Source organism: Planctobacterium sp. AWM4_229, from assembly GCF_056160305.1.
The window spans coordinates 255,214-277,655 of the sequence record NZ_JBSWWX010000003.1 but is presented as its reverse complement, the minus strand read 5'-3'; the positions used below and the strand labels follow the sequence as shown (position 1 = coordinate 277,655).

18 protein-coding genes are annotated in these 22,442 nt (G+C 45.1%); 13 read left to right on the top strand and 5 right to left on the bottom strand.

What is annotated here, in order from left to right; all coding sequences use genetic code 11:
* The 11 genes from ACXAGP_RS07565 to ACXAGP_RS07515 all read left to right on the top strand — a co-directional run bounded on the left by ACXAGP_RS07565 (window position 1) and on the right by ACXAGP_RS07515 (window position 14,989).
* Complete coding sequence (locus ACXAGP_RS07565) at window positions 1-1,710, top strand: BatD family protein (protein WP_475260554.1); 1,710 nt, start codon at window positions 1-3, stop codon at window positions 1,708-1,710.
* Window positions 1,711-1,895: 185 nt separating this feature from the next.
* On the top strand, window positions 1,896-2,393 hold the full coding sequence (locus ACXAGP_RS07560; RefSeq protein ID WP_475260552.1) for a sigma-70 family RNA polymerase sigma factor: 498 nt from the start codon (window positions 1,896-1,898) through the stop codon (window positions 2,391-2,393).
* Between the two features lie 3 nt (window positions 2,394-2,396).
* Window positions 2,397-3,170, top strand: a complete 774-nt coding sequence (locus ACXAGP_RS07555) for a DUF3379 family protein (RefSeq protein ID WP_475260551.1) — start codon at window positions 2,397-2,399, stop codon at window positions 3,168-3,170.
* 143 nt (window positions 3,171-3,313) lie between these two features.
* Window positions 3,314-4,798, top strand: a complete 1,485-nt coding sequence (gene putP, locus ACXAGP_RS07550; RefSeq protein ID WP_475260550.1) for a sodium/proline symporter PutP — start codon at window positions 3,314-3,316, stop codon at window positions 4,796-4,798.
* 182 nt (window positions 4,799-4,980) lie between these two features.
* Window positions 4,981-6,204 (top strand): EAL and HDOD domain-containing protein, encoded by a 1,224-nt coding sequence (locus ACXAGP_RS07545; protein ID WP_475260549.1) that lies wholly within the window; start codon window positions 4,981-4,983, stop codon window positions 6,202-6,204.
* Window positions 6,205-6,339: 135 nt separating this feature from the next.
* The gene (gene cysD, locus ACXAGP_RS07540) at window positions 6,340-7,254 is read left to right on the top strand and encodes a sulfate adenylyltransferase subunit CysD (RefSeq protein ID WP_475260548.1); all 915 of its coding nucleotides are present in this window, start codon (window positions 6,340-6,342) and stop codon (window positions 7,252-7,254) included.
* Window positions 7,254-7,847, top strand: coding sequence for an adenylyl-sulfate kinase (cysC, locus tag ACXAGP_RS07535; RefSeq protein ID WP_475260547.1), 594 nt, complete (start codon window positions 7,254-7,256; stop codon window positions 7,845-7,847). Before cysD ends, cysC begins: the two co-directional genes overlap by 1 nt.
* 6 nt (window positions 7,848-7,853) lie before the next feature.
* Entirely contained in the window at window positions 7,854-8,654 is an 801-nt protein-coding gene (gene cysQ / locus ACXAGP_RS07530) for a 3'(2'),5'-bisphosphate nucleotidase CysQ (RefSeq protein ID WP_475260950.1), read from the top strand.
* A 2-nt stretch (window positions 8,655-8,656) separates the two neighbouring features.
* Complete coding sequence (gene cysN, locus ACXAGP_RS07525) at window positions 8,657-10,075, top strand: sulfate adenylyltransferase subunit CysN (RefSeq protein WP_475260546.1); 1,419 nt, start codon at window positions 8,657-8,659, stop codon at window positions 10,073-10,075.
* A gap of 9 nt (window positions 10,076-10,084) precedes the next feature.
* Entirely contained in the window at window positions 10,085-11,812 is a 1,728-nt protein-coding gene (locus ACXAGP_RS07520) for an SLC13 family permease (protein ID WP_475260544.1), read from the top strand.
* 699 nt (window positions 11,813-12,511) lie between these two features.
* Window positions 12,512-14,989: a S8 family serine peptidase gene (locus tag ACXAGP_RS07515; RefSeq protein ID WP_475260543.1), complete on the top strand. Its 2,478-nt coding sequence runs from the start codon at window positions 12,512-12,514 to the stop codon at window positions 14,987-14,989.
* A gap of 138 nt (window positions 14,990-15,127) precedes the next feature.
* Here ACXAGP_RS07515 and cysS read toward each other — a convergent pair whose 3' ends face one another.
* Window positions 15,128-16,501 carry a cysteine--tRNA ligase gene (gene cysS / locus ACXAGP_RS07510; RefSeq protein WP_475260541.1) on the bottom strand — a complete coding sequence of 458 codons (1,374 nt, stop codon included), beginning with the start codon at window positions 16,499-16,501 and terminating at the stop codon, window positions 15,128-15,130.
* Between the two features lie 187 nt (window positions 16,502-16,688).
* Here cysS and ACXAGP_RS07505 point away from each other — a divergent pair, with 187 nt between their 5' ends.
* Window positions 16,689-17,180 (top strand): peptidylprolyl isomerase, encoded by a 492-nt coding sequence (locus tag ACXAGP_RS07505; RefSeq protein ID WP_475260540.1) that lies wholly within the window; start codon window positions 16,689-16,691, stop codon window positions 17,178-17,180.
* Window positions 17,181-17,252: 72 nt separating this feature from the next.
* The gene (locus ACXAGP_RS07500) at window positions 17,253-18,008 is read left to right on the top strand and encodes a UDP-2,3-diacylglucosamine diphosphatase (RefSeq protein ID WP_475260539.1); all 756 of its coding nucleotides are present in this window, start codon (window positions 17,253-17,255) and stop codon (window positions 18,006-18,008) included.
* Here ACXAGP_RS07500 and ACXAGP_RS07495 read toward each other — a convergent pair.
* The 4 genes from ACXAGP_RS07495 to ACXAGP_RS07480 form a co-directional block, all read right to left on the bottom strand.
* The gene (locus tag ACXAGP_RS07495; RefSeq protein WP_475260537.1) at window positions 17,996-19,216 is read right to left on the bottom strand and encodes an ATP-grasp domain-containing protein; all 1,221 of its coding nucleotides are present in this window, start codon (window positions 19,214-19,216) and stop codon (window positions 17,996-17,998) included. The two genes, ACXAGP_RS07500 and ACXAGP_RS07495, sit on opposite strands and share 13 nt — an antisense overlap.
* Window positions 19,217-19,315: 99 nt before the next feature.
* Complete coding sequence (locus ACXAGP_RS07490) at window positions 19,316-19,975, bottom strand: hypothetical protein (protein WP_475260536.1); 660 nt, start codon at window positions 19,973-19,975, stop codon at window positions 19,316-19,318.
* A gap of 140 nt (window positions 19,976-20,115) precedes the next feature.
* Window positions 20,116-20,796, bottom strand: coding sequence for a hypothetical protein (locus tag ACXAGP_RS07485; RefSeq protein ID WP_475260534.1), 681 nt, complete (start codon window positions 20,794-20,796; stop codon window positions 20,116-20,118).
* A gap of 117 nt (window positions 20,797-20,913) precedes the next feature.
* Window positions 20,914-22,368, bottom strand: a complete 1,455-nt coding sequence (locus ACXAGP_RS07480) for an alpha/beta fold hydrolase (protein WP_475260533.1) — start codon at window positions 22,366-22,368, stop codon at window positions 20,914-20,916.
* Between the last annotated feature and the right edge of the window lie 74 nt (window positions 22,369-22,442).

Sequence of the window (22,442 nt, the reverse complement as noted above, 5' to 3'; positions counted from 1 at the left end):
ATGCAAATTCACGTTAAACACACAGTATTGCTTTTAATTTGTTTGTTTGCCTTTAGCGCAAGGTTGAGCTTCGCCGCACCCACTGAAGCGGTAGCCACCGTAGACAAAAACCCGGTAATGGTGGAAGAGTCCTTCCGTCTAACCGTTACCGTCAATGATGACGTGCCCGGTGATGAATTTGACAATTCACCGCTGCTACGCGACTTTGTAGTAGGACGCACCAGCGTCAGCCGTCAAACCCAAATGATCAATTTTGAAACAACCCGCTCCACCACCTGGACGACAACCCTGATACCCAGAACGCCCGGTACTTTTACCATTCCGGCGCTCAATGTGGCGGGGTTAACCACTGCCCCCATCAACATAGAAGTTGTCCCGGTATCTTCCGCTAATGCCGCTCAAACCCGTGATATTTACATTACCGCAGAAGCAGAGCGCGAAACGGTTTACGTACAACAACAAATCAAATACACAACCCGCCTTCACCTTGCTGTAGATTTGCAAAGCGGCAGCTTGAGCCAACCGGAATTGCCAGGTGCTGATATAGAGCAAGTGGGCAAAGATCGAGAATTTACTGATATCATCGATGGCAAACGCTACCGAATTATCGAACGCACGTTTTCCATCATTCCCAATAGCAGTGGTGAATTTACTATTAGAGGACCGCTATTTGACGGTGAAGTGGTAGATAACAGCCGTCAGAGTTTTGGTTTTTTCAACCGAACCCGCAATGTGCAACGTATCGCCAAAGATGTGGATATTCAGGTACTGCCCATCCCCGATGGCTATAACGAGCACTGGTTGCCATCTGAGTTCGTACAACTAACCGAAGAATGGCAAACACCCGATGACGAATATCGCGTAGGCACCCCCGTGACACGCACAATAACCCTTACCGCCGTTGGCGTTACCGAAACTCAGTTGCCTGAGCTGGACACCCTGTATCCTCCCGCGATGAAAGCCTATCCGGATCAAGCTGAAACCGCCAGAGTACAGCGCAATGGCACCATAGTTGCTCAGCGAACTGAGACGGTAGCCCTTATCCCCAATGAACCGGGCACCATGATTATTCCTGAAGTTTCGTTAAATTGGTTCAATGTGATCACCAAAAAAACCGAAACCGCCACCTTGCCCGCGCGCACGGTTCAAGTATTGCCGCCAGCCAATGCTCCGCAGGCATTACCTGAAATCACACAAACTGAGCCTGTCATTCCAATTACCAGTGAAACTAACATTACAAGGCAACAAACGACTAACACGCCACAGTGGTGGTCGCTGAGCAGTTGGATTTTAAGCGGGTTATGGCTTATCACCATACTGGCTTGGTATATCTCGTCTAAAACACTAAAGCCTGCGGCTCCTGAAGTAACTGTTGCAGCGAAAACCATTAAGCCTCATTGGCAGGATCTACAAAAAGAACTGATGCGCAAGCAGCCGGATTTGAATCGTATTCATCAACTGTTACTGCCTTGGTTAAGCAGTGTTTCAGGGGCGCAAAACGTCTCGGTTTATACCCATTTGGAAGTGCTGGGCAATGCAGAACTGAAACAGGCTATTGATGACTTTTATGGCCATTTCTATGGCAAGCAATCCGGTGGCGATGAAAAAGCGGTTCTTAAAAACTTATTAAGCGTAACTCAGAAGCAGCAAAAACAAACCCGCAATAACTCAACCACGACAAACCTGGCACCACTCTATCCCACTGCATAGGTAGTGTGGTTTAATTGCTAGTTAAAACAACGTAATATCCGTTGAATGCGTGTATCAGATAGGCCCGAATTTATACCTCGGGCCGTATTAAGGTTTTCCTTTGTAAACTATCAGGTACGCTTTATAACAAAAGTATAAAAATTGTGATGAAATCACGAAAGCAAAAATAACTTGATACGGTCCCAATGAATACTCAGGAAAAGCAAAGAAAGTATGAAAAGCTGGTGAAGGACCTGCACGGCGACGTTTATCGTTACGCTTATTGGCTGATAAAGGACAAAGCGATTGCGGAAGACGTAGTTCAGGAAACCTTTTTAAGAGCCTGGAAATCACTTGATTCACTCAAGGATGATAAAGCCGCCAAAGCGTGGCTTATCACGATTTTGCGGCGAGAAAATGCCCGTCGTTTTGAACGAAAACAATTCGATCTGGTAGATATGGATGACGTTTCCCTGGCTGACGAAGGCCCTCATCATGATACTCAGTTAGAACATGATGAGTTACATGGATTGATGGCGAACCTGAGTGATGAATACCGAGAGCCATTGATGTTACAGGTAATATTTGGCTTCAATGGCGAAGAAATCGCGCAAGAGTTACAACTCAATAAAAACACGGTAATGACCAGATTATTTAGGGCCCGAAATCAATTGAAAGAAGCCCTTGAAAAAGGTGAGAAGTAAGTAATGACATCCACATCGGATTTAGAACAAATTAAACAAGCTATTGCTGCCGATCCCTTCAGTGAAGATGAGACCATTGTGCAAGCGATAGCGAAAGATGAAACGCTAAGAGTTTATCGTGACGAAATGCAAGCACTGGATCACGCCATGCAAAGGGCGAGTAATGTTGCTGTACCAGAAGGTTTAGCAGCCAAGTTGCTGGCAATCCCTCAACAGGAATTAAATGCGTCAGAAGCGGTTACTGCGCCAGCACAGACAAACGACAAAGTAGTTGCCCTGCCCAATCGACGTAACCATTACATTCAGTTAGCCATGGCAGCAAGCATCGCATTTGCCGTTGGTTTGAGTTTTACCTTTTTCGGTCAATCACCAGACATCCGCACCGGAGCGGATCTGGCAATGGCCCATATGTACCACGAACAAGAATACACACAACGAGTATCTCGCGATGTTTCTCTTGATGAGGTAAATACCAAGCTGGCCACATTTGGTGGAGAGATGATGCAAACCGTTGGAAAAATAACCTACGCCAACTTTTGTTTTTTTGAAAATCAAAAAAGTCTGCACATGGTAATGCATACTGAACAAGGCGATATTACCTTGTTTGTTACGCCCGAGGATTTTGAGAAACAAATCGACAGCCACTTTCAGGACGGTGCTTTTGAAGGCAGAAGTTGGAAAGCACAAAAAGCCGATGTCACTATCATCGGTGAAAAAGGCAAGGTAAATGAAGAACTGGAAATCAGGCTGAAAAACGCCATGCGATTTTCGGCTTAAACAGCACTTTAATGAAATCTAAGAAATCCGCTTCGGCGGATTTTTTATTGTTAGAGCCGGATCACAAAACTGGATTTTTACTGTCAGAAAATGTCATCATGGGATTTCAATTCAGAAAAGAATAATCACAATACGGAATTTTTATGGACCCCTACCTACTTCTTGCCCTCGCTATCTATTTTACTGCCATGTTGGCTATTGGTCTGTTTGCCTTTAAAACCAATGACGCGTCGGTCTCTGGCTTCTTACTAGGTGGGCGTAAAGTTGGTCCTGCGGTAACCGCATTATCAGCGGGCGCTTCTGATATGAGCGGCTGGATGTTAATGGGCTTGCCCGGTGCAATGTATATCAGTGGGCTCGCCAGCAGTTGGATCGGCGTTGGATTGCTAATTGGCGCCTGGTGTAATTACACCTTTGTTGCGCCAAGACTGAGAACCTATACCGAAGTGACTAACTCATTAACTATTCCAGATTTTCTGGAAAGCCGCTTTAAAGACAACACTCGCTTACTGCGCATCATATCTGCCGTGGTTATCATTATTTTCTTCGCCATATATACCTCTTCAGGTGTCGTTGGCGGTGGCAAGTTATTCGAAAGTGCATTTGAACTTCCCTACGAATTAGGACTTTATATCACCGCAGGTATTGTAGTGGTTTACACCCTATTCGGCGGCTACCTCGCCGTTAGCATGACGGATTTTGTACAAGGCTGCATCATGTTCGTTGCTTTGATCATGGTACCTGTTGTCGCAATTTTTCAACTGGGCGGTATTGCTGAAACGGGCACCATCATCGAGCAAGTCAATGCTGAAGCATTTAATTTGGTCAATGGCGTTTCTGCAATCGCTATTGTTTCTAGTATGGCATGGGGCCTTGGCTATTTTGGTCAGCCACATATTATAGTGCGTTTTATGGCAATTTCCGGCGTTAAAGAACTTAAAGTTGCCCGCAAAATCGGCATGAGCTGGATGCTGGTAACCTTGATTGGAGCTTTGAGTGTTGGCTTGACCGGACTGGCTTACGTACAGCAGATGCAGTTGTCACTGTCCGATCCTGAAACCATATTCATATTATTGTCCAATACTCTATTCCATCCCTTTATTTCAGGGTTCTTATTAGCAGCTATCCTGGCAGCTATTATGAGCACCATATCCTCACAATTACTGGTGACTTCTAGCTCTTTGGCCACCGATCTATACCATGAATTTATCGACCGTCAGGCGCCACAAAATAAGGTGCTGTTGGTGAGTCGAATCAGTATATTCCTGGTTGCGGCTCTGGCAATTTATATAGCCCATGACCGCGACAGCTCAATTCTTTCACTGGTTTCCAATGCGTGGGCCGGATTTGGCGCGGCGTTTGGTCCGCTAATTTTGTTTAGCTTGTTCTGGAAGCAGACTACCCGTGCTGGCGCCATTGCGGGGATGTTAACCGGGGCCATTACCGTGCTGGTTTGGATTTACGCCCCGATTGGCCCCGACAGCCAACCATTAAGCAGTCAACTTTATGAAATTGTGCCCGGATTTCTGGCGGCAACCATAGCGATTGTAATTGTGAGTAAAGCGACGCAATCCAACTGTGAAGCCCTGTACGGCGACTTCGAATCCATGGAAAAAAAGTTGTTATAGTCAATTGTTAAAAGGCAAATTGACTCAAACTGACTTATCAATACAATAGCAAAGAGCATGTTGTTATTTTCCGTGCAATTTCGCAGCAAAGTTCAATATGCTTTAATAAGGAACTGAGCTATTGAATATTTACAAGGGCTCAATCATTTGTCAGCGAAAGCCCCAATAAAGGACCAATTAGCATGGCATTTTATGCAGCACGCCAGCCAATTTTGGATATCAACAAATCGGTTTATGCCTATGAACTGTTGTTCAGGGAAAGCTTGAAAAACGTCTTTCCTGACGTATGTGAAAACGAAGCAACCTCAAAAATGATCGATGGTTTGCAAACCAATTTGGGGCTAGACACGCTCACGCAAAACAAGTTGGCCTTTATCAACTTTACCCACGACACCCTCATCGACAGATATCCATTGCTATTGCCCAATGATCAAGTAGTGGTAGAAGTACTTGAAACCGTAAGACCGGGTAAAAAATTGCTGGCTGCAGTTAAAGAAATAAAAGAACAGGGCTACATAGTCGCACTCGATGACTACATTCATGAACCTGTCTGGAAACACTTTTATCCTTATACTGATATTATCAAAATCGACTGGCAAGCCATGAGTGTCGAGGAAATCAAGCAGGTCATCACCGACATTGCTGATTATCCACAAATTAAATTGCTAGCTGAAAAAGTCGAAACCCATGAAGACTATCAAACCGCTGTCGATTTGGGCTTTTCTTATTTTCAAGGTTACTTTTTCAGCAAACCTGAGGTACTTAAGGGCTACTCTTTACAACCATCACAATTAGCACTGGCACAACTCATGTCTGAAATGGCTGAGGACGAGCCCAATATCAACAAGATAACTCGTGCCTTTGAAATTGATGTCAACATGTCCTTTAAGCTGCTCAAATACGCTCAGTCCTCACTGTTTAATAGAGCACAACAAGAGATTAGTAATATCAAACAGGCGATAGTCGCTATTGGCTTACAGGAGCTACGTCGTTTTGTATCCCTGATGTTTACTGCCCAGTTTAAAACGGATAAACCACACGAACTAACCGTCATGTCATTAACCCGCGCCCGATTCTGCGAATCAATTGCCGCGCTACCCGGACAAAAAATTGATAAATCCTCCGCTTTCTTAGTGGGCTTATTGTCTTTGTTGGATGCCATGCTAGATACCAGCATTGAAGAGTTATTAGCTAAGCTGCCACTGTCTGAATCAATCAAGACGGCGCTTGTCAAAGGCGAAGGTTTGATGGCGGATTACATCAACCTGGTAAGACGTTATGAAAAAGCCGAGTGGGAAGAAGCGTATTTTATTTCAATGAAAATTAATGCTGACTCAGATCGTACAGCAAAATGCTTTACAGAGGCGCAAACCTGGGCAAGTGAGCGAGCCGAATTCTCGAAATAAGAACCACCACTGCTCTTATGAAAATTCGGATTGAATTAGTCCAAAAAAACATACTATGAGTTGTCACATTATGTTAAAGTTCTAAGCATATAATAGTTTAATATATTAGTTATAAGTTAGAACATTAGGCTCAATATGTCGTCACAAATTCCCACTTTAACTCACCTCAGACAACTTGAGGCTGAGAGTATTCAAATTTTCCGTGAAGTTGCCGCCGAATTTGAAAATCCGGTTATGCTATATTCGGTTGGTAAAGACTCTTCTGTACTCTTGCACTTAGCGCGTAAAGCATTTGCACCGGGTAAGATTCCGTTTCCATTAATGCATGTTAATACCACGTGGAAATTCAAAGAAATGATCGAGTTTCGCGATCGTATGGCAGAAAAATACGGTTTCGAGCTGATCAGCTACACCAATCCGGAAGGAGCTGACAACAAGATCACGCCGTTCACCCATGGCAGTGCAAAATACACTGACATTATGAAAACCCAAGCGTTGAAACAAGCGTTAGACAAGTATCAATTTGATGCCGCATTTGGTGGTGCTCGCCGAGACGAAGAGAAGTCGCGTGCAAAAGAGCGAGTGTTTTCTTTCCGTGATCAAAACCATCGCTGGGATCCTAAAAACCAGCGTCCAGAACTTTGGAATATCTATAACTCGCAAATCAATAAAGGCGAGAGTATTCGTGTGTTCCCAATGTCTAACTGGACTGAGTTAGATATCTGGCAATACATCTACATGGAAAATATTGAAATTCCAAGTTTGTATCTTTCCAAACCTCGTCCGGTTGTTGAGCGCGATGGCGTGCAAATCATGGTGGACGATGAGCGCATGCCACTCAAGGAAGGCGAAGAGCCTGAAATGAAGTCAGTGCGTTTCCGTACCCTTGGTTGCTATCCATTGACAGGCGCGGTGGAATCCACCGCCAGCACATTACCTGAAGTTATTCAGGAAATGCTGCTAACCAAAACATCAGAACGCCAGGGCCGTGTCATCGACCACGACTCAGCCGGCTCCATGGAGAAAAAGAAAATGGAGGGTTACTTCTGATGAGCCAAAATATCGTATGGCACGAGCACAATATTGATAAAGCGCGCCGGGCAGAGCAAAACAAACAAAAACCCCTCGCGATTTGGTTTACCGGACTAAGTGGTTCAGGTAAATCTACACTCGCTGGATTACTGGAACAAAAGCTGCAGGCTGAAGGTAAACATACCTATCTGCTAGATGGCGACAATGTCCGCCATGGCTTGTGTGGTGATCTAGGCTTTTCCGACAAAGACCGTGTGGAAAATATCCGTCGCATCAGCGAAGTGGTAAAGCTATTCGTAGATGCAGGCCAAATTGTACTCACCGCTTTCATTTCACCTTTCAAAGCCGACAGAGCGTTCTGTCGCGATCTGTTAGAAGAGAATGAGTTTGTAGAAGTCTATGTGGATGTACCGCTAGAGGTTTGCGAGCAGCGTGATCCGAAAGGTTTGTACAAAAAAGCTCGAGCTGGTGACATCAAACACTTCACAGGTATCGACAGTCCTTATGAGGCACCGGAATCACCAGAAATTCACCTGAAAGTGAGCGACGAAAGCCCAGAATCAGTAACGGAAGAACTGTACAAGCAATTATTGGAAAAAGGATTTATATAAGTGACTATGCCAGATAACCTGACTGAATTACTTGAACCGGTTATTGCCATCACGCGCGATGCGGGTGATGCCATTATGGCGATTTATCAGAAAGATTTCTCTATCTACGAAAAATCTGATGACAGCCCGCTGACCGAAGCCGACTTAGCCGCTCACAAGATTATTGTAGAGCGCTTGGCTGAAATTTCTGATTATCCGATTCTTTCAGAAGAATCAGCCAATATCGATTGGCAAGAAAGAAAAGAGTGGCAAACCTATTGGCTGGTAGACCCGCTCGACGGCACAAAAGAGTTCATTAAAAAGAATGGTGAATTTACCGTTAACATCGCTCTTGTTCATCACGGCAAAGCCATTCTTGGCGTAGTTACCGCGCCGGCCATTAATCAGATTTATGCAGGTGTGGTAGATGGGCCCTGCTTTAAGGAACGGCAAGACAAGTCACGTATTGCTTTGAATCCTGTTTCTGTGGATTGTGCTGAGCAACTTAAAATTGTGGGTAGCCGATCTCACCAAAGCCCTGAAATTAAAGGCTTTTTAGAGGCACTTGGCAAACCAAGTGAATTAGTCGCAATGGGCAGCTCCTTGAAGCTTTGTCTGGTAGCCGAAGGTGAAGCCCACCTCTACCCTCGTCTCGGTCCAACCTCTGAATGGGACACAGCGGCGGCGCATGCGGTTGTCAACGCCGCGGGCGGAAAAGTCACCGTGATGACACAAAATGAAAATGGCGTATGGCAAGACTCAGGTGTTGAACTGCTATACAACCAAAAAGAATCTGTATTAAACCCTTATTTCCTGGTGAGTGCATAACGATGCATAACGAAAACGAATTACTTCAACAAGACGTATTAGCTTATCTAGAGCAGCATGAAAAGAAAGATCTGCTGCGTTTTCTAACCTGCGGTAGCGTAGATGACGGCAAAAGTACGCTGATTGGGCGGCTTCTGCACGACTCTAAAATGATCTATGAAGATCAGCTGGCTGCCGTTGTTAAAGACAGTAAAAAAGTAGGTACAACTGGCGAAAAAGTCGACCTCGCACTTTTGGTTGATGGCCTACAATCCGAGCGTGAGCAAGGTATCACCATTGATGTAGCCTATCGATACTTTTCAACCGACAAACGCAAATTTATTATTGCAGATACACCTGGACACGAGCAGTACACGCGTAACATGGTAACCGGTGCTTCTACTTGTGATTTAGCCATCATTTTGGTGGACGCGCGTCACGGTGTGCAGGTGCAAACCAAACGCCATTCGTTCCTGGTTTCCTTGCTGGGCATTAAAAATATCGTTGTAGCTATTAACAAAATGGACTTGATGGATTACAAACAAGATGTGTTTGAAAAAATCCGTTCCGACTTCAATGTTTTCGCTAAAGACCTGGCCTTTGAAGATGTAAACTTCGTGCCGATTTCGGCGCTGAATGGTGATAACGTGGTTAATCCATCTGAGCACCTTGCTTGGTATGAAGGCGCACCACTGATGGAAATTCTTGAAACCATCGAAATTGACCGCAACAAAAACAAAACTGATTTCCGCTTCCCGGTACAATATGTAAACCGTCCAAACCTGAACTTCAGAGGTTTTGCCGGCACTATCGTATCTGGTGATGTGAAAGTGGGTGACCAAATCACAGCGTTACCATCAGGTAAGAGCTCCAAGGTCAAGTCTATTGTCACCTTTGATGACGACCTGCAATACGCCCACACGCCGCAAGCAGTGACCTTGACGCTGGAAGATGAGATTGATATTTCGCGCGGTGACATGATTGTCAAATCAGATAATGTCCCAGCCAGCTCCGATGCCTGGACTGCGCATTTAGTATGGATGGCAGAAGAAGCCTTAATGCCAAACAAACAATACGCCATCAAGTTCGCCACTAAAAAAGTGACAGGCAGTATCTCTGATATCGACCACAAAATTGATGTCAATACGCTCGAGAAAAGCGAGGCTGTACACCTTGAGTTAAACGAGATTGCTCAAGTTCAACTTAAGCTCACTGAGGCAGTTGCTGCTGACCCTTACACGCAAAATCGAGCCACTGGTGCTTTCATTGTTATTGATCGTATCAGCAACGCTACTGTCGGTGCTGGAATGGCAATCAATGCAAACGAGAGCCAACAAACTTCAGAAAAAGGCGATTTTTCTGAATTTGAGCTTGAGTTCAACGCACTTGTACGTAAACATTTCCCTCACTGGCAAGCAATTGATATTTCACAACTGAAATAGTTAGGTGATATGGAAATAACGCAAATATTGGTACTCGGGATTTTTCTGAGTACCATTTTAGGCTTGGTGTTCTCCAACAAAAGCCCAAGCCTGATATTCGCCCTTGCGACAATGACGTTGCTGTTAACTGGTAGCCTGGAAGTTAATCAGGTACTCAGTAATCTCAATAATCGCGGATTGGTCATTTTGGTACTGCTTCTGTTAGTCAGTATTGGAGTGGATAAATCTCGCATTATGAAAACGCTCGCCAGGAAACTCATCACGGCGAACAAAACCTTATCCACTTTAAAAGTACTGAGCATTTCGTTTTTTAGCTCTGCCATTCTCAATAATACCGCAGTGGTGGCAACACTAACTGGACCACTAACTCACAATCAACACATCCCACCTTCAAAACTGCTCATACCATTATCTTATGCGGCAATTTTAGGGGGAACAGTAACCCTGGTGGGTACTTCTACCAATTTGATCGTAGATAGCTTTCTTATAGAGCACGGTCAACCGGGTTTTCGCTTTTGGGACTTTACCCTTTATGGCCTAACAGCTGGATTGAGTTGTTGTTTACTCATCTATCTGTTGCAAGGCATGCTGCCAGACTTAAAACCCAGAGCAAATGAATTTAAGAATTATATTATCGAGGCTAAAGTCGTCGATAACTCCCCATTGATAGGCAAATCCATAGAAGAAAATCATCTGCGCAACCTGCCTGAATTATTCCTCGTGGAAATAGTGAGGAAAAAGCAACTTGTTAGCCCGGTACACCCAGATACAGTAATTCAGGCAGGGGATAAACTTATTTTTTCCGGCAATATCGAACGCGTGGATACCCTGGATCACATTCCGGGTTTGAGCTTTTTCGCAGATAGCAATGGATTGTTAAGAGAAAACTTGACGGAAGTCATCATCACAAATCGCGCGCCAATTATTGGTAAGAGTCTCAAAGCCGTTGGATTTCGCTCTATGTTTGACGCAGCTGTTATGGGCATTCGCCGCGATGGTGAAAAGCTAAGCGGTAAATTAGGTGAGATAAAATTGAAAGCCGGTGACTTCCTTCTGCTGGCAACCGGAGCGGATTTTAAAACCCGTCCAAACCTCAACAATAACTTCTTTTTACTCAATGAGCTCAAAGTCGAGAAAAAGCTCCACGGCTGGCAGGATATTATCGCAGTGGGGGGATTCTTAAGCGCAATTTCTCTGGCAGCTTTTAATATGCTATCTCTTGAGCTTACGCTTCTGTTCTTATTAGTGATATTGGTATTGACCAAGGTGGTATCCAGCAACGAACTCAAGCGCAGTTTACCCACTAATCTGATCATCGTTATTGTAGGCGCACTATCGCTGTCAGCAGCGCTTGAAAATACCGGAACTATCGCGCTATTGACCGACTGGCTGCAACCCATATTATTGGGTAGTTCGCCATTTATGGTGTTGATTACCGTCTACCTTTGCACACTCGTACTCACCGAGCTAGTTACCAACAACGCTGCAGCGGCCCTCATGTTTCCTTTTGCATGGGGCATCAGTACAGCGATGAATTTACCCATTATGCCGTTCGCACTTGCCGTGGCATTTGCTGCAAGCGCAAGTTTTATCTCGCCCTGGGGTTATCAAACTAACCTGTTGGTATTCAGCGCTGGGGAATATCGGTTTAAAGATTTTGTGCGCATCGGGCTGCCTATTTCAGCGACTTTCTCAACTATCATCCTGTTTATGTTGAAATGGCAATATGGCTTTTAGAGGCAATTTGCTTTAAAGCTAAGCTTCCCCTCGCACAAATAAAACCGTATCAGTCTTATACAAAAGTCCGGTAGAAACTCTTCTCCCTTTCTTCACTAATATAGTCTTAACGTCATCCCAATGACCATGGCTGGAACTCTATTTTCTGTAATTAAATTACATTTAAGTTGACTTAATTTTCAAAAAATCAAGTTTCATGGAAAAATACGATAAGCACAGCAAACAAGTTAATGTGAAATCACTTACCCACAAAATTCCACTATGCGGATTAAACTGCACCCGAGGTAATGTGTATCAACACCCACACCTGTTCATTTAGCAATCTATTTTCATATACATCAGATAAAATTCAGTTTATTTATCACAATTTATTTAGTTACATTTGATTACATTTTATAGTAAACCGTAATCATTTCTTTACGTAAGTTTATTTTTAACCTCGTTGAAATGTTCCTATGACCGTTATTCTTAAACGGCTGTAGCGCAACACAGAAAAATAACAGAAACAATTAGGTTTATTTATTTCTCTTTTTTACCGATCAGCCTCTTCTGTTTACAGCAATTTTTTCCTTTGCTAAAACCTTGGTTCGAAAATTATTTACCTGCAAAACTGATCTGATCAGTTACAACAAATCAAACTAAAACGCGGGAAGTATTTTCGAAACAAAAAAACAACAAGTGTTTAAGGAAACAACAAGAATGAAATTTAATAAAACTACGGTTGCCCTACTCTGCGCCGCCTCGATCGGCTCAGCAGTTCAGGCATCACCCATGACGGCAGTGGGACAACAAGCGTCTGCACAAGAGCAAAATGCGAAGCCAACTGGATTCGCTCAATGGCGCGCAGAACAAAAAAGACAAAAATATGCCGATACCACCGACCAAATCATCGTTAAGCTAAGTAGCGCAAATGACGTGCTAGCGTTGAAAATGGCAAATGAAGCGCCTGAAGCATTGAAGAACCAGTCTAATCTGAAAGGCGGTAACTTAGCCGCTCGTGGCCAACAAATCATGATGGACTTTTCTTTCAGAGCTGGAAAAGCGTTGTCCTTTGTTAAAGCCCATGGACAAGATAGTGTAATTTTGAAGTTACCTGCTGAATTGCATGTTAACGACATTGATTTTATTACATCTAACTTGAGCAACTCTTCCTATGCTGCCCGTGCTGAGAAGAATCCAAAGCGTTGGCCAATGGCTGAATCTTCACCTTGGGGTATTGCCAATGTGCAAGCAGACCAGGTAAGCGATGCGAGCGCCAGCAACATGACTGTGTGTATCATCGACTCTGGTTACGATATCACTAACCCTGATCTGGCTGCCAATAATGCCTCCGGAACCAACGACAGTGGCACGGGCCAATGGTCTACCCCAGGCGGCTCTCACGGAACTCACGTTGCCGGTACTATTGCTGCAGTAAACAACAGTGAAGGTGTCGTTGGTGTACTACCGAATACCAATGTCAATCTGCATATCATTAAAGTGTTTACTGAGTCTGGCTGGGCTTACAGTAGTGATCTGGTTGATGCCATTGATGATTGTCAAACTGCGGGTGCAAAAGTAGTTAACATGTCTTTGGGTGGTCCAAGCTCTACGACATCTGAAAGCAATGCAATGCAAGCCTTTGAAGATGATGGCATGTTGCTAATCGCAGCGGCGGGTAACGATGGTGACTCCACTCACTCATATCCTGCCTCTTATGACGCTGTGGTTTCAGTAGCAGCTGTCGACGAGACGGGCTTACACGCTGAGTTCTCGCAATACACCTCTCAAGTTGAATTGTCAGGTCCGGGTGAAGCAATCCTGTCTACAGTGGGTGTCGGTGACGGCCGTCAAGGTTTCATTACTTACGATGGCTCGACTACCGGTGATGACCGTGTTTTACCGCAATCACGTTATGTTCCTTCAGGTAGCAGCTATTCAATTTCCAATGTCAACGGTACTGTATCTGGCGAGCTAGCTAGCTGTAGTATGAGTGCTGGGAATTACAGCTGTGGCAATATGTCAGGTAAGATCTGTATCGCGGAGCGCTACGAGAATCAATCAGGTTCCAACTATCCTGAAATTGATCCTGCTGAAGCCTGTGCAAACGCAGGTGCTAGCGGCGTGATTGTTTACAGTAACTCTGCTCGCCCAGGTCTGCAAAATCCATTTTTAGTAGATGCGAATACTGCGGTTGATATGCCTACGGTATCTGTTAATCGCACCTTAGGTCAGGACTTACTTGCCAATGTTGGCTCCAACGCGACATTAGAAGTAAGAGGCAATACTGATTACGCTTATTACAATGGTACTTCCATGGCAACACCTCATGTTGCTGGTGTCGCAGCGTTAGCGTGGAGCAACAACCCCACTTGTAGCTCTACAGAAGTCAGAGACGCTCTGAAGCAAACTGCACTTGACCTGGACAATTCAGGCAGAGATAACCGCACTGGTTGGGGACTGGTTCAAACTAAAGCAGCCTCTGACTATATGGCAGCAAATTGTAATGGTTCTGGTGGCGGCACTGGCGGCGGTGGCGGTACAGGTGAAACTGCACTGACCAACGGCGTAGCTGTAACTGGCTTGTCTGGTTCCACAAACGATGAACAAGTCTTTACGCTTGCAGTACCTGCAGGTGCTACAGACCTTGAATTCAATATGTCTGGCGGCAGCGGTGACGCTGACCTTTACGTGAGCTTCGGTTCAGAGCCTACTACCTCTAACTACGATTGTCGTTCCTGGAATTCAGGTAACTCTGAGACCTGTTCTATAAGCAGCGCTCAGGAAGGCACCTACTATGTGAAAGTTCACGCTTATTCTACTTATAGCGGTGCTTCATTAACTGGTAGCTTCACTGACAACAGCGGTGGCGGTTCTGGTGGTGGTTCAGGCGGCGAAGGCAGCACTGGCGAACTGACTGATCTATCTGCTTCTCGCAACGCGTGGTTACACTACACCTTTGACATGCCAGCGGGCATGAGCAGTGCTGAATTCAGCATCTCAGGTGGCACAGGTGACGCTGACCTTTACGTAAGAAAAGGCGCTCAACCTACAACCAGTAACTACGATTGCCGCCCTTATGAGTCTGGCAACAACGAAACTTGTACTTTCAGTAACCCCGGACAGGACACCTGGCACATCAGTATCCGTGCTTATCGTGCATTCTCTGGAGTGACATTAAGTTGGAATGTTGAATAAAAATATCCCCTGGATATGACTTGTCATGGATGACGTCTTTTTGGGAACAAAAATCCAGTTCCACCGAATGTTGTGTGGAACTGGTACAAAAAAGCCGCGATTCAAAAAATCGCGGCTTTTTTAATGCTCTTCGTAAAATTATCCTTTTCGCCAGGTAGTACCCGATGGCCCATCTTCCAGCACGATATTCATGGCATTGAGTTCATCGCGCGCGGCATCCGCTTGCGCCCAATCTTTTGCCGCTCTGGCATCGTTGCGCTTTTTGATCAAGGCTTCAATCACTGCCGATTCATCTTCCCCGGCTCCACCTTGCAGGTAACTTTCTGGTGACAATTGCAAAAAGCCCATTACATTACCAAGGAATTTCAATGTTGCAGCCAAGCGAGGTTTTAAATCCGCGCTTTGCTCACGGTTGATATCTTTAGCCAATTCAAACAAAACAGCAAAAGCTTCAGGTGTATTGAAATCATCGTCCATCGCAGCATCAAAACGAGCGACATAGCTTTCCACAGGCTCAAGTGAATCGTCAAATTCAACGTCTCTTAATGCCGTATATAAACGTTCAAGGCCCGCTTTTGCTTGTTTGATATTATCCTCTGAATAATTCAACTGAGAGCGATAATGAGCTGACATCAAGAAATAACGCAGTGTTTCAGCGTCGTATTGCTTAAGCACATCACGCAATGTAAAGAAGTTGCCTAAAGATTTAGACATCTTTTCCTGATTCACCTGCACCATACCAGTGTGCACCCAGGTATTAACATACGGTGTATCAAAGGCACAGCAAGATTGCGCAACTTCATTTTCATGGTGTGGGAATATCAGATCTGAGCCACCACCATGGATATCAAAATGCGCGCCTAAATGTTTGTGGTTCATGGCCGAACATTCAATATGCCAACCCGGACGTCCAACGCCCCAAGGTGACTCCCAGCCAGGCTCTCCTGGTTTCACCATTTTCCACAATACGAAATCAAGCGGTGCCCGTTTACTGGTTTCCACTTCCACTCGCGCGCCAGCATTGAGCTGCTCCAGGTCTTGCTTACCCAGTTTTCCGTATGCTTTATAGGTGCTTACTTCAAACAATACATCACCGTTATCCGCTTGATAGGCATGGCCCTTATCCACAAGACGCTGGATTACATCAATGATCTCAGGCATGTGGGTAGTAACGCGAGGTTCAATATCAGCAGGCAGTAAACCGATGCTGTCGAAGTCTTTGTGCATCTCAGCAATAGTTTGCTCAGTAAATTGAGACACATCTTCACCGCGTTCATTGGCGCGTTTAATGATCTTATCGTCAACATCAGTAATGTTGCGCACGTAATTTACGTCGAAACCTTTGTGACGCAGATAGCGCACCATTAAATCAAAACTCAGATAGGTACGGGCATGTCCCATGTGACACAAGTCGTACACCGTGATACCGCAGACGTACATACCCACTTTACCGGCTTGTAACGGTTTGAAGGCTTCTTTCTTTTGGGTCAAGGTGTTGTATATGTGCAACATGAAATTGTGGATCCTTTATCCTGTTTTATGGGACGCGAAGTTTAACACTGCCCCTGAGATGGGCCAACCTAATTCAGGAAAAACAACACACATTAGTGGTTGCTCTTGTAATTCGCATCATTCGCCACCATCATGTGCTATTCAAGCGCACCCGATAGTGCAAACCCGTAACTAATCAGGACTCATTATGGTTTCTTTACACACCAACTTTGGCGTTATCAAAATTAAACTAGACGAAGAAAAAGCACCGAATACGTCGGCCAATTTCCTTTCTTATGTAAACGACGGTTTTTACGACAATACGATTTTTCACCGCGTGATTAATAACTTCATGATCCAGGGCGGCGGCATGGAGCCGGGCATGGGCGAAAAAGCCACTAAAGATCCTATCCAAAATGAAGCCAACAATGGTCTGAGCAACAAAAAAGGCAGCATTGCCATGGCTCGTACCATGGATCCTCATTCCGCTACAGCGCAATTTTTTATTAATGTAGCTGACAATGACTTTTTAAACTTCAAGAGCGAAAGCCGCGATGGTTGGGGCTACTGCGTATTTGGTGAAGTCGTTGAAGGTATGGACGTTGTTGAAAAAATCAAAAACGTAGAAACCGGTAGCCATGGCTTCCACCAAGATGTACCACTAGAAGAAGTGATCATCGAAAAAGCCGTTGCTGAATAAGCACTTTGGTTGGGCAGCGCTTGTCTGCCCATTTTTTCCCTTCAGAATTTTCTTTGCGATATTCTTAACCTCGTGAAACAAACGTTATTTATTGCCGACTTGCACCTGAGTGATAACCGCCCGGACATCACCCAGTGTTTTATCCACTTTCTTAGTTCTATCGATACAAAAAATACCGACAAACTTTTTATATTAGGCGACTTATTCGAAGCCTGGGTGGGTGATGATGACGACAATCAGTTCACGCGCACCGTGGCCAATGCCATTAAAAGTGTGCGAGAACAAGGTGTTCCGGTGTTTTTTATTCATGGCAATCGCGACTTTTTAATACGCCAACAATATGCTCGTCAATGCGGCATGGAACTGTTACCGGAGCAGCAGGTTATCGACCTCTATGGCACCCCTACCTTAATACTGCACGGCGATGAACTCTGTACAAGAGATGTGGCTTACCAAAAGTTTCGCAAAAAGGCCCGCGGTTGGTGGTGGCCAAGATTGGTATTGTGGCTGCCGCTGAAAAAACGCAAGGAAATAGCCCAGAAAGGCCGGGAAACCAGTAAAAAAAATCAACAGGCGCTATCTGCCGACATTATGGATGTGACCCCAGAAGAAGTACTCACCTACCTGGATAAATTTGCGGTTAAGCAAATGATTCACGGTCACACGCACCGCCCTGCAATCCACAATATCACCACCCAGAATGGCGAGGCAGCTAAACGCATCGTTGTCGGTGACTGGTATGAACAAGGCAGCGTTTTAACCGTGACCAAAGAAGGTATGACTTTAGCCAATCTGCCTTTTAAAGAGGTCACAGATCAGCCAGCATAAACCGTGATCTTATTGGCGATGTCCATCAAAATCGTCCGTAACTCGTCATAGTCGGGATACTTAATCTGAATCCAGGCATTGGCCATGTACCCGGCGGTAATCGGCTGTGTCGGCGTGCCCGGCTCAGGAAAGTGACAATTGATAATCCACTCACCATATTGCTGCATTACTTCCTCAACCCCGGTGTAACCGTGAATTTTACCATCTTGATTAGGGCGCAAACTCAAAATCGCCGCAGAGTAGCGCCGTGACAACACACCCTGGCATTGACCATAGAGCACAGCATCCGCCCACTCTTTATACAAATCGATATCATTAGCGGCGCAATAGAGATCCCACTGCCCCACTCCTGGAGGACGAGCTCCAATCTCAGAAAATTTCAGTCCTTTTTCTCCCACGAACCACTCCATGTGGGTAGGTACATTTTGCAAACCTATGTCTTGTATTACTTTTTGCCCTAACTCTTTGAGTGGTTGGTAATCGGGTAAATCACTGCGGTTAGTGACGATGATATAAGGTGAAATCCAGCGCGTGCGCATTGCCTCCAGTACATTGGGGTAATAATGAGAAACAAAATCGTGCTGTATTTTCCCACCTGCCACAAGTGTATCGTAAAACCCTTCATGGCCTTCGATAAACTCTTCGAGGGCTGCCGAATTCCCTTTATCAATGCCGGTATCTTCAATGGCGGGCATTAAATCTTGCGGGCCATTGCAGCGCCAGGTTGCGGATGCTCCGGCGCCATCTCGCGGCTTAACAATGATGGGATAACCTACCCTTTCAACAAAAGATTGCACTTGCTCAACACTGTCTGCCGCCGTAAATGCGGCACACGGAATAGCACGCTCTTGCATAAACTGTTTCATGGTGGTTTTATCACGACAAATCCAGGTTTGCTCAAAACTCATACCCGGAATGGTACACGCTTCTCTCACTTCAGCGGCCGCTAACATGTGAGACTCAATGGTGGCCTCCAGTCTGTCCACCCACTCCTGACTTTGCACATAACGCACACACTCTAAAAGCGCCGGAGTATCGGTGACATTGCTGATTTGATAATAGGCATCCAGTTGCAGTTTAACCTCTTCGGGCATGTGTTCCGCCGGTCGGTCCCCGATGCCTGACACCTTGGCACCTGCTGCTTTTAACGCTCGAACAAAGTGTTGTTGATAGGATGGAAAGTCTGGCGCAATGAAAAGCACGTGCATTTGAGTTAGTCCCGTTTCCAAATAGGTAAAACCACTATCAATCAACTATGGCAAAGGAAATCACAAGTGGCAAAAGCCACAGCGCATTTTCACAAAAGTTTAAAAACTATCGTCTGCGGCTGCAGGCTTCTCTTCTTCACTTCGAGACTTGGGGTTTTTGTTCACATTTTGCCAGCTAAACACGCCGTAAAAGGACTGACAGCCTTCAGTGGCCTCAGCGGCGTCCGCCAGATAAAGTTGTATTGCTGAGGAGGCGGCATAGTCAAAGGAACTGCAACTGGCGCTTTGGCCTGTGCCCAGCACCACAATACTGCCCTCTAGCAACGAGCAGCGCACCATCATATCCAGAGGGGAGTATTTAGGACAGATGGCATACTTTTCCCTGTACTCAGCGATTTTTCCAGATGGCATGGAAAACGACCACCAGTGGCCGAGTTTGCTATAGGGTTTAACACTGTCCCAGGCGCGATAAATTTCAAAAGACTGAGTTACCTTATACGCCTTGGCCTGGCACAAACCGCCGGTCCCTGCACTGCCCAAGCTGGCGGTTACCAGCTCAGGACGGTCAACTTCAGTTAAAAGTGGTGCAAAAACGGCTGGTGCAACCACTTCGCCATCACAAACATTCGGCACAAGATGGTTCTCACCTACTTTTGAATTGGCTTTCGCACTGCCAGACTCAGCGTCATGAGAAGCGCAGGCGGTTAATCCAGAGAGGATAATGGCAAGTAAACTAAGTCTGGCGAAATGTTGATTCATGGTACTTTGACATTAAAAACGGTTGTTCTTAGCATGGCATAGTTTCGCCAAATTAAAATACCTGCACTTGCAGATCTCTTGATTTTCTTAGCGAACATTTCACACTTGAGCTTTTGCACAAAAAATCAGTGCATATTCCACTAATCCTTACTTTCGGTTTTCTTTAACGACTGGACCATTTCAGGCATCAAAGAAGAAACCTGTTCAACCGGAATAATAACCGACTGCTTCGACTGGACTGCGTAAACAAAGACATAGTTGGAAGTCGACCCTAACAATTTATATCTGACAGCAGATTTTGAAGCTTCCGTGCTAACCACGACAAAATCTTCTTTTGACGTTTTAATGTTGTTGCCACGCCACTCGGCATAGAGGGATACAAAAGCGTAAGAAAATGCCACAAACATAAATATGAATGCCGACAACAAACCTTCTCGCGTCTTAGGCACATAATTAATAAGGAGGATTAAGCTGCGCTTTAGGCTATGAGGTTTAATCAACCAACGCTGCTGAATGGGATAACTGTACAACATCACTTTATCCATTGCCCAAGCCGTCATTAACCCTCCCCAAAACATCAAAATTGCCGCGGGTTCACTGATGCCTATGATCAACAAGTCAGCGACATCCGCCAGCTTCATGATATTGATGCTGAACTCCCTGTAAAAAGACATGCTATAAAAAATACCGCACAGGGTAAGCATCAGGTAGGAAACTGAGAGCATCAATCCGGGGTTGTGCTTAAAGTAGACCATCAACAACTTAAATTGACTCTCGGGTTCCACTCCCGTTTCCATTTTTTCGTTAATACTTTGCTTCATTGCTGCAATCTGACTGCTAATTTGTTTCCAGCTTAGTTTTTTTCGCAGCCAGATTGAAGCCCTAATTGTTAGATTGCCTGTAAAATCAGCAATGAAGCTTTTCCCTGCAAATATTTTTTACAATGACAATTCAGGCAGTGGTAAAACGATAGGCTCTACAGATGTTTTTTGACCTGCCAAAAAACTCTTCATGCGATTGAGCACTTCTGCATGACTGGTGAATAAGTTATGCCCTGCATTTTCCACAATAATTTGGGTTACTTTGGAGAGAGAACTCACAGCCTGGCGCTGCTCGTCTGGATAGGTGCGGCCATCCAAGGAGCCTGTTAATAATAATACCGGCACATCTGATACGGGTTTGGCTCTGAATGAATCCCCAAGATCCAATTGCGGATCGACTTTATTCAGCATCGGCATGGGAAAATTCAGATAAGGACCTAACAAAGCATTACTCATTTGCTGCTCCACCGTATTAAGGCGTTTAGCTGTGATACCCGATGCCACATCAATTGCCAAAGGCATTAAACGAAATGCAATGGCTTCATCGTTAAAAAAACCGCGCTGTAATACCTGTACCAATAGCTTGGTATCGCCTTTCTCCAGCGCAGCATAGATTTGCACTAACATTGCCAGATACTGTCCTGGATCGGCAATGGCCATACTGGATAACTTTTGCATGTGATAGCGTTGAAATAACATCTGCATCACTTTACCCGCTTTTCCGGGAACCTCTAACGTCAGAGGCGTTTCCTCCAAAGAGGCATGCACGCGACGCATTAACGCGGGCAAATCACTAACCTGTTTACCGACATCCTGTTGTGCCAGTACCTCGTTAACTGCTGCAAAATATTGATTTGTTTGCGCGGGTAATTTAATGGTTTGATCAAGCCCTTCAGCGCTGGCAATAATCACCTTGTCGATTTTGTCATCAAACAATTTAACGGCAGCAAGGGCTAAGTGACTACCGTAGGATATGCCCCATAAATTAATTTTTTCCGCATCCAGATGTTTGCGAAGGTCATCGATATCCAGCGCATTCTGCACTGTGGTGTAACCATAAACATCAATACCTTGTTGCTGCCACTGCGCCAAACAGTGTTTCGCAGCCTCCCGATATCGCTTGGCGATTTCAGCATCAGAAACCCGCTCTGTCAGACCGATAATTTCATCTGATACACAGGTTTCCGCTTGCTCTGATTGTCCCGTGCCGCGCTGGTCCAACGCGATCACATCACCAAACTCCCGAAGTGCCATAAAAAGCGGAAATCGGCGCCATTTGGCTGTGGCTATCCCTGAACCACCGGGGCCACCAGACAAATAAACAATCGGATGCCCCGGATTATCAGAGGTGGATGGGAAACGCACATAGTTAACTCTGATTTTTCGGCTGTCAGGGTTATTGCGGTTTTCCGGTACCATAATAAAGCCTTCAAAGGCATCGGTACTGTCACCGCTGTTTGCCTTAAATTCAATTGCCTTTTCTGAAACTTTTCCCGTGTTTAGAACGGTCTCAGCGTGACTTGCCAGTGAAAACACCAGCGCCAAACCTGTCATTAATTGTATGATTCGCATATTATTGCTCCTGTGTATTTTTGCTCAATTAACAGGTTATTGCCCTGCGACAACAAGGGGATTTCGTTAATCGG

Coding starts and splice junctions, on each gene's coding strand:
- ACXAGP_RS07545 (WP_475260549.1), top strand. CDS start 4,981: ATGGCATTTTATGCAGCACGCCAGCCAATTTTGGATATCAACAAATCG.
- ACXAGP_RS07490 (WP_475260536.1), bottom strand. CDS start 19,975: ATGAATCAACATTTCGCCAGACTTAGTTTACTTGCCATTATCCTCTCT.
- ACXAGP_RS07555 (WP_475260551.1), top strand. CDS start 2,397: ATGACATCCACATCGGATTTAGAACAAATTAAACAAGCTATTGCTGCC.
- ACXAGP_RS07480 (WP_475260533.1), bottom strand. CDS start 22,368: ATGCGAATCATACAATTAATGACAGGTTTGGCGCTGGTGTTTTCACTG.
- ACXAGP_RS07520 (WP_475260544.1), top strand. CDS start 10,085: ATGGAAATAACGCAAATATTGGTACTCGGGATTTTTCTGAGTACCATT.
- ACXAGP_RS07495 (WP_475260537.1), bottom strand. CDS start 19,216: ATGCACGTGCTTTTCATTGCGCCAGACTTTCCATCCTATCAACAACAC.
- cysS (WP_475260541.1), bottom strand. CDS start 16,501: ATGTTGCACATATACAACACCTTGACCCAAAAGAAAGAAGCCTTCAAA.
- putP (WP_475260550.1), top strand. CDS start 3,314: ATGGACCCCTACCTACTTCTTGCCCTCGCTATCTATTTTACTGCCATG.
- ACXAGP_RS07565 (WP_475260554.1), top strand. CDS start 1: ATGCAAATTCACGTTAAACACACAGTATTGCTTTTAATTTGTTTGTTT.
- cysQ (WP_475260950.1), top strand. CDS start 7,854: ATGCCAGATAACCTGACTGAATTACTTGAACCGGTTATTGCCATCACG.
- ACXAGP_RS07515 (WP_475260543.1), top strand. CDS start 12,512: ATGAAATTTAATAAAACTACGGTTGCCCTACTCTGCGCCGCCTCGATC.
- cysD (WP_475260548.1), top strand. CDS start 6,340: ATGTCGTCACAAATTCCCACTTTAACTCACCTCAGACAACTTGAGGCT.
- ACXAGP_RS07560 (WP_475260552.1), top strand. CDS start 1,896: ATGAATACTCAGGAAAAGCAAAGAAAGTATGAAAAGCTGGTGAAGGAC.
- cysC (WP_475260547.1), top strand. CDS start 7,254: ATGAGCCAAAATATCGTATGGCACGAGCACAATATTGATAAAGCGCGC.
- cysN (WP_475260546.1), top strand. CDS start 8,657: ATGCATAACGAAAACGAATTACTTCAACAAGACGTATTAGCTTATCTA.
- ACXAGP_RS07485 (WP_475260534.1), bottom strand. CDS start 20,796: ATGAAGCAAAGTATTAACGAAAAAATGGAAACGGGAGTGGAACCCGAG.
- ACXAGP_RS07505 (WP_475260540.1), top strand. CDS start 16,689: ATGGTTTCTTTACACACCAACTTTGGCGTTATCAAAATTAAACTAGAC.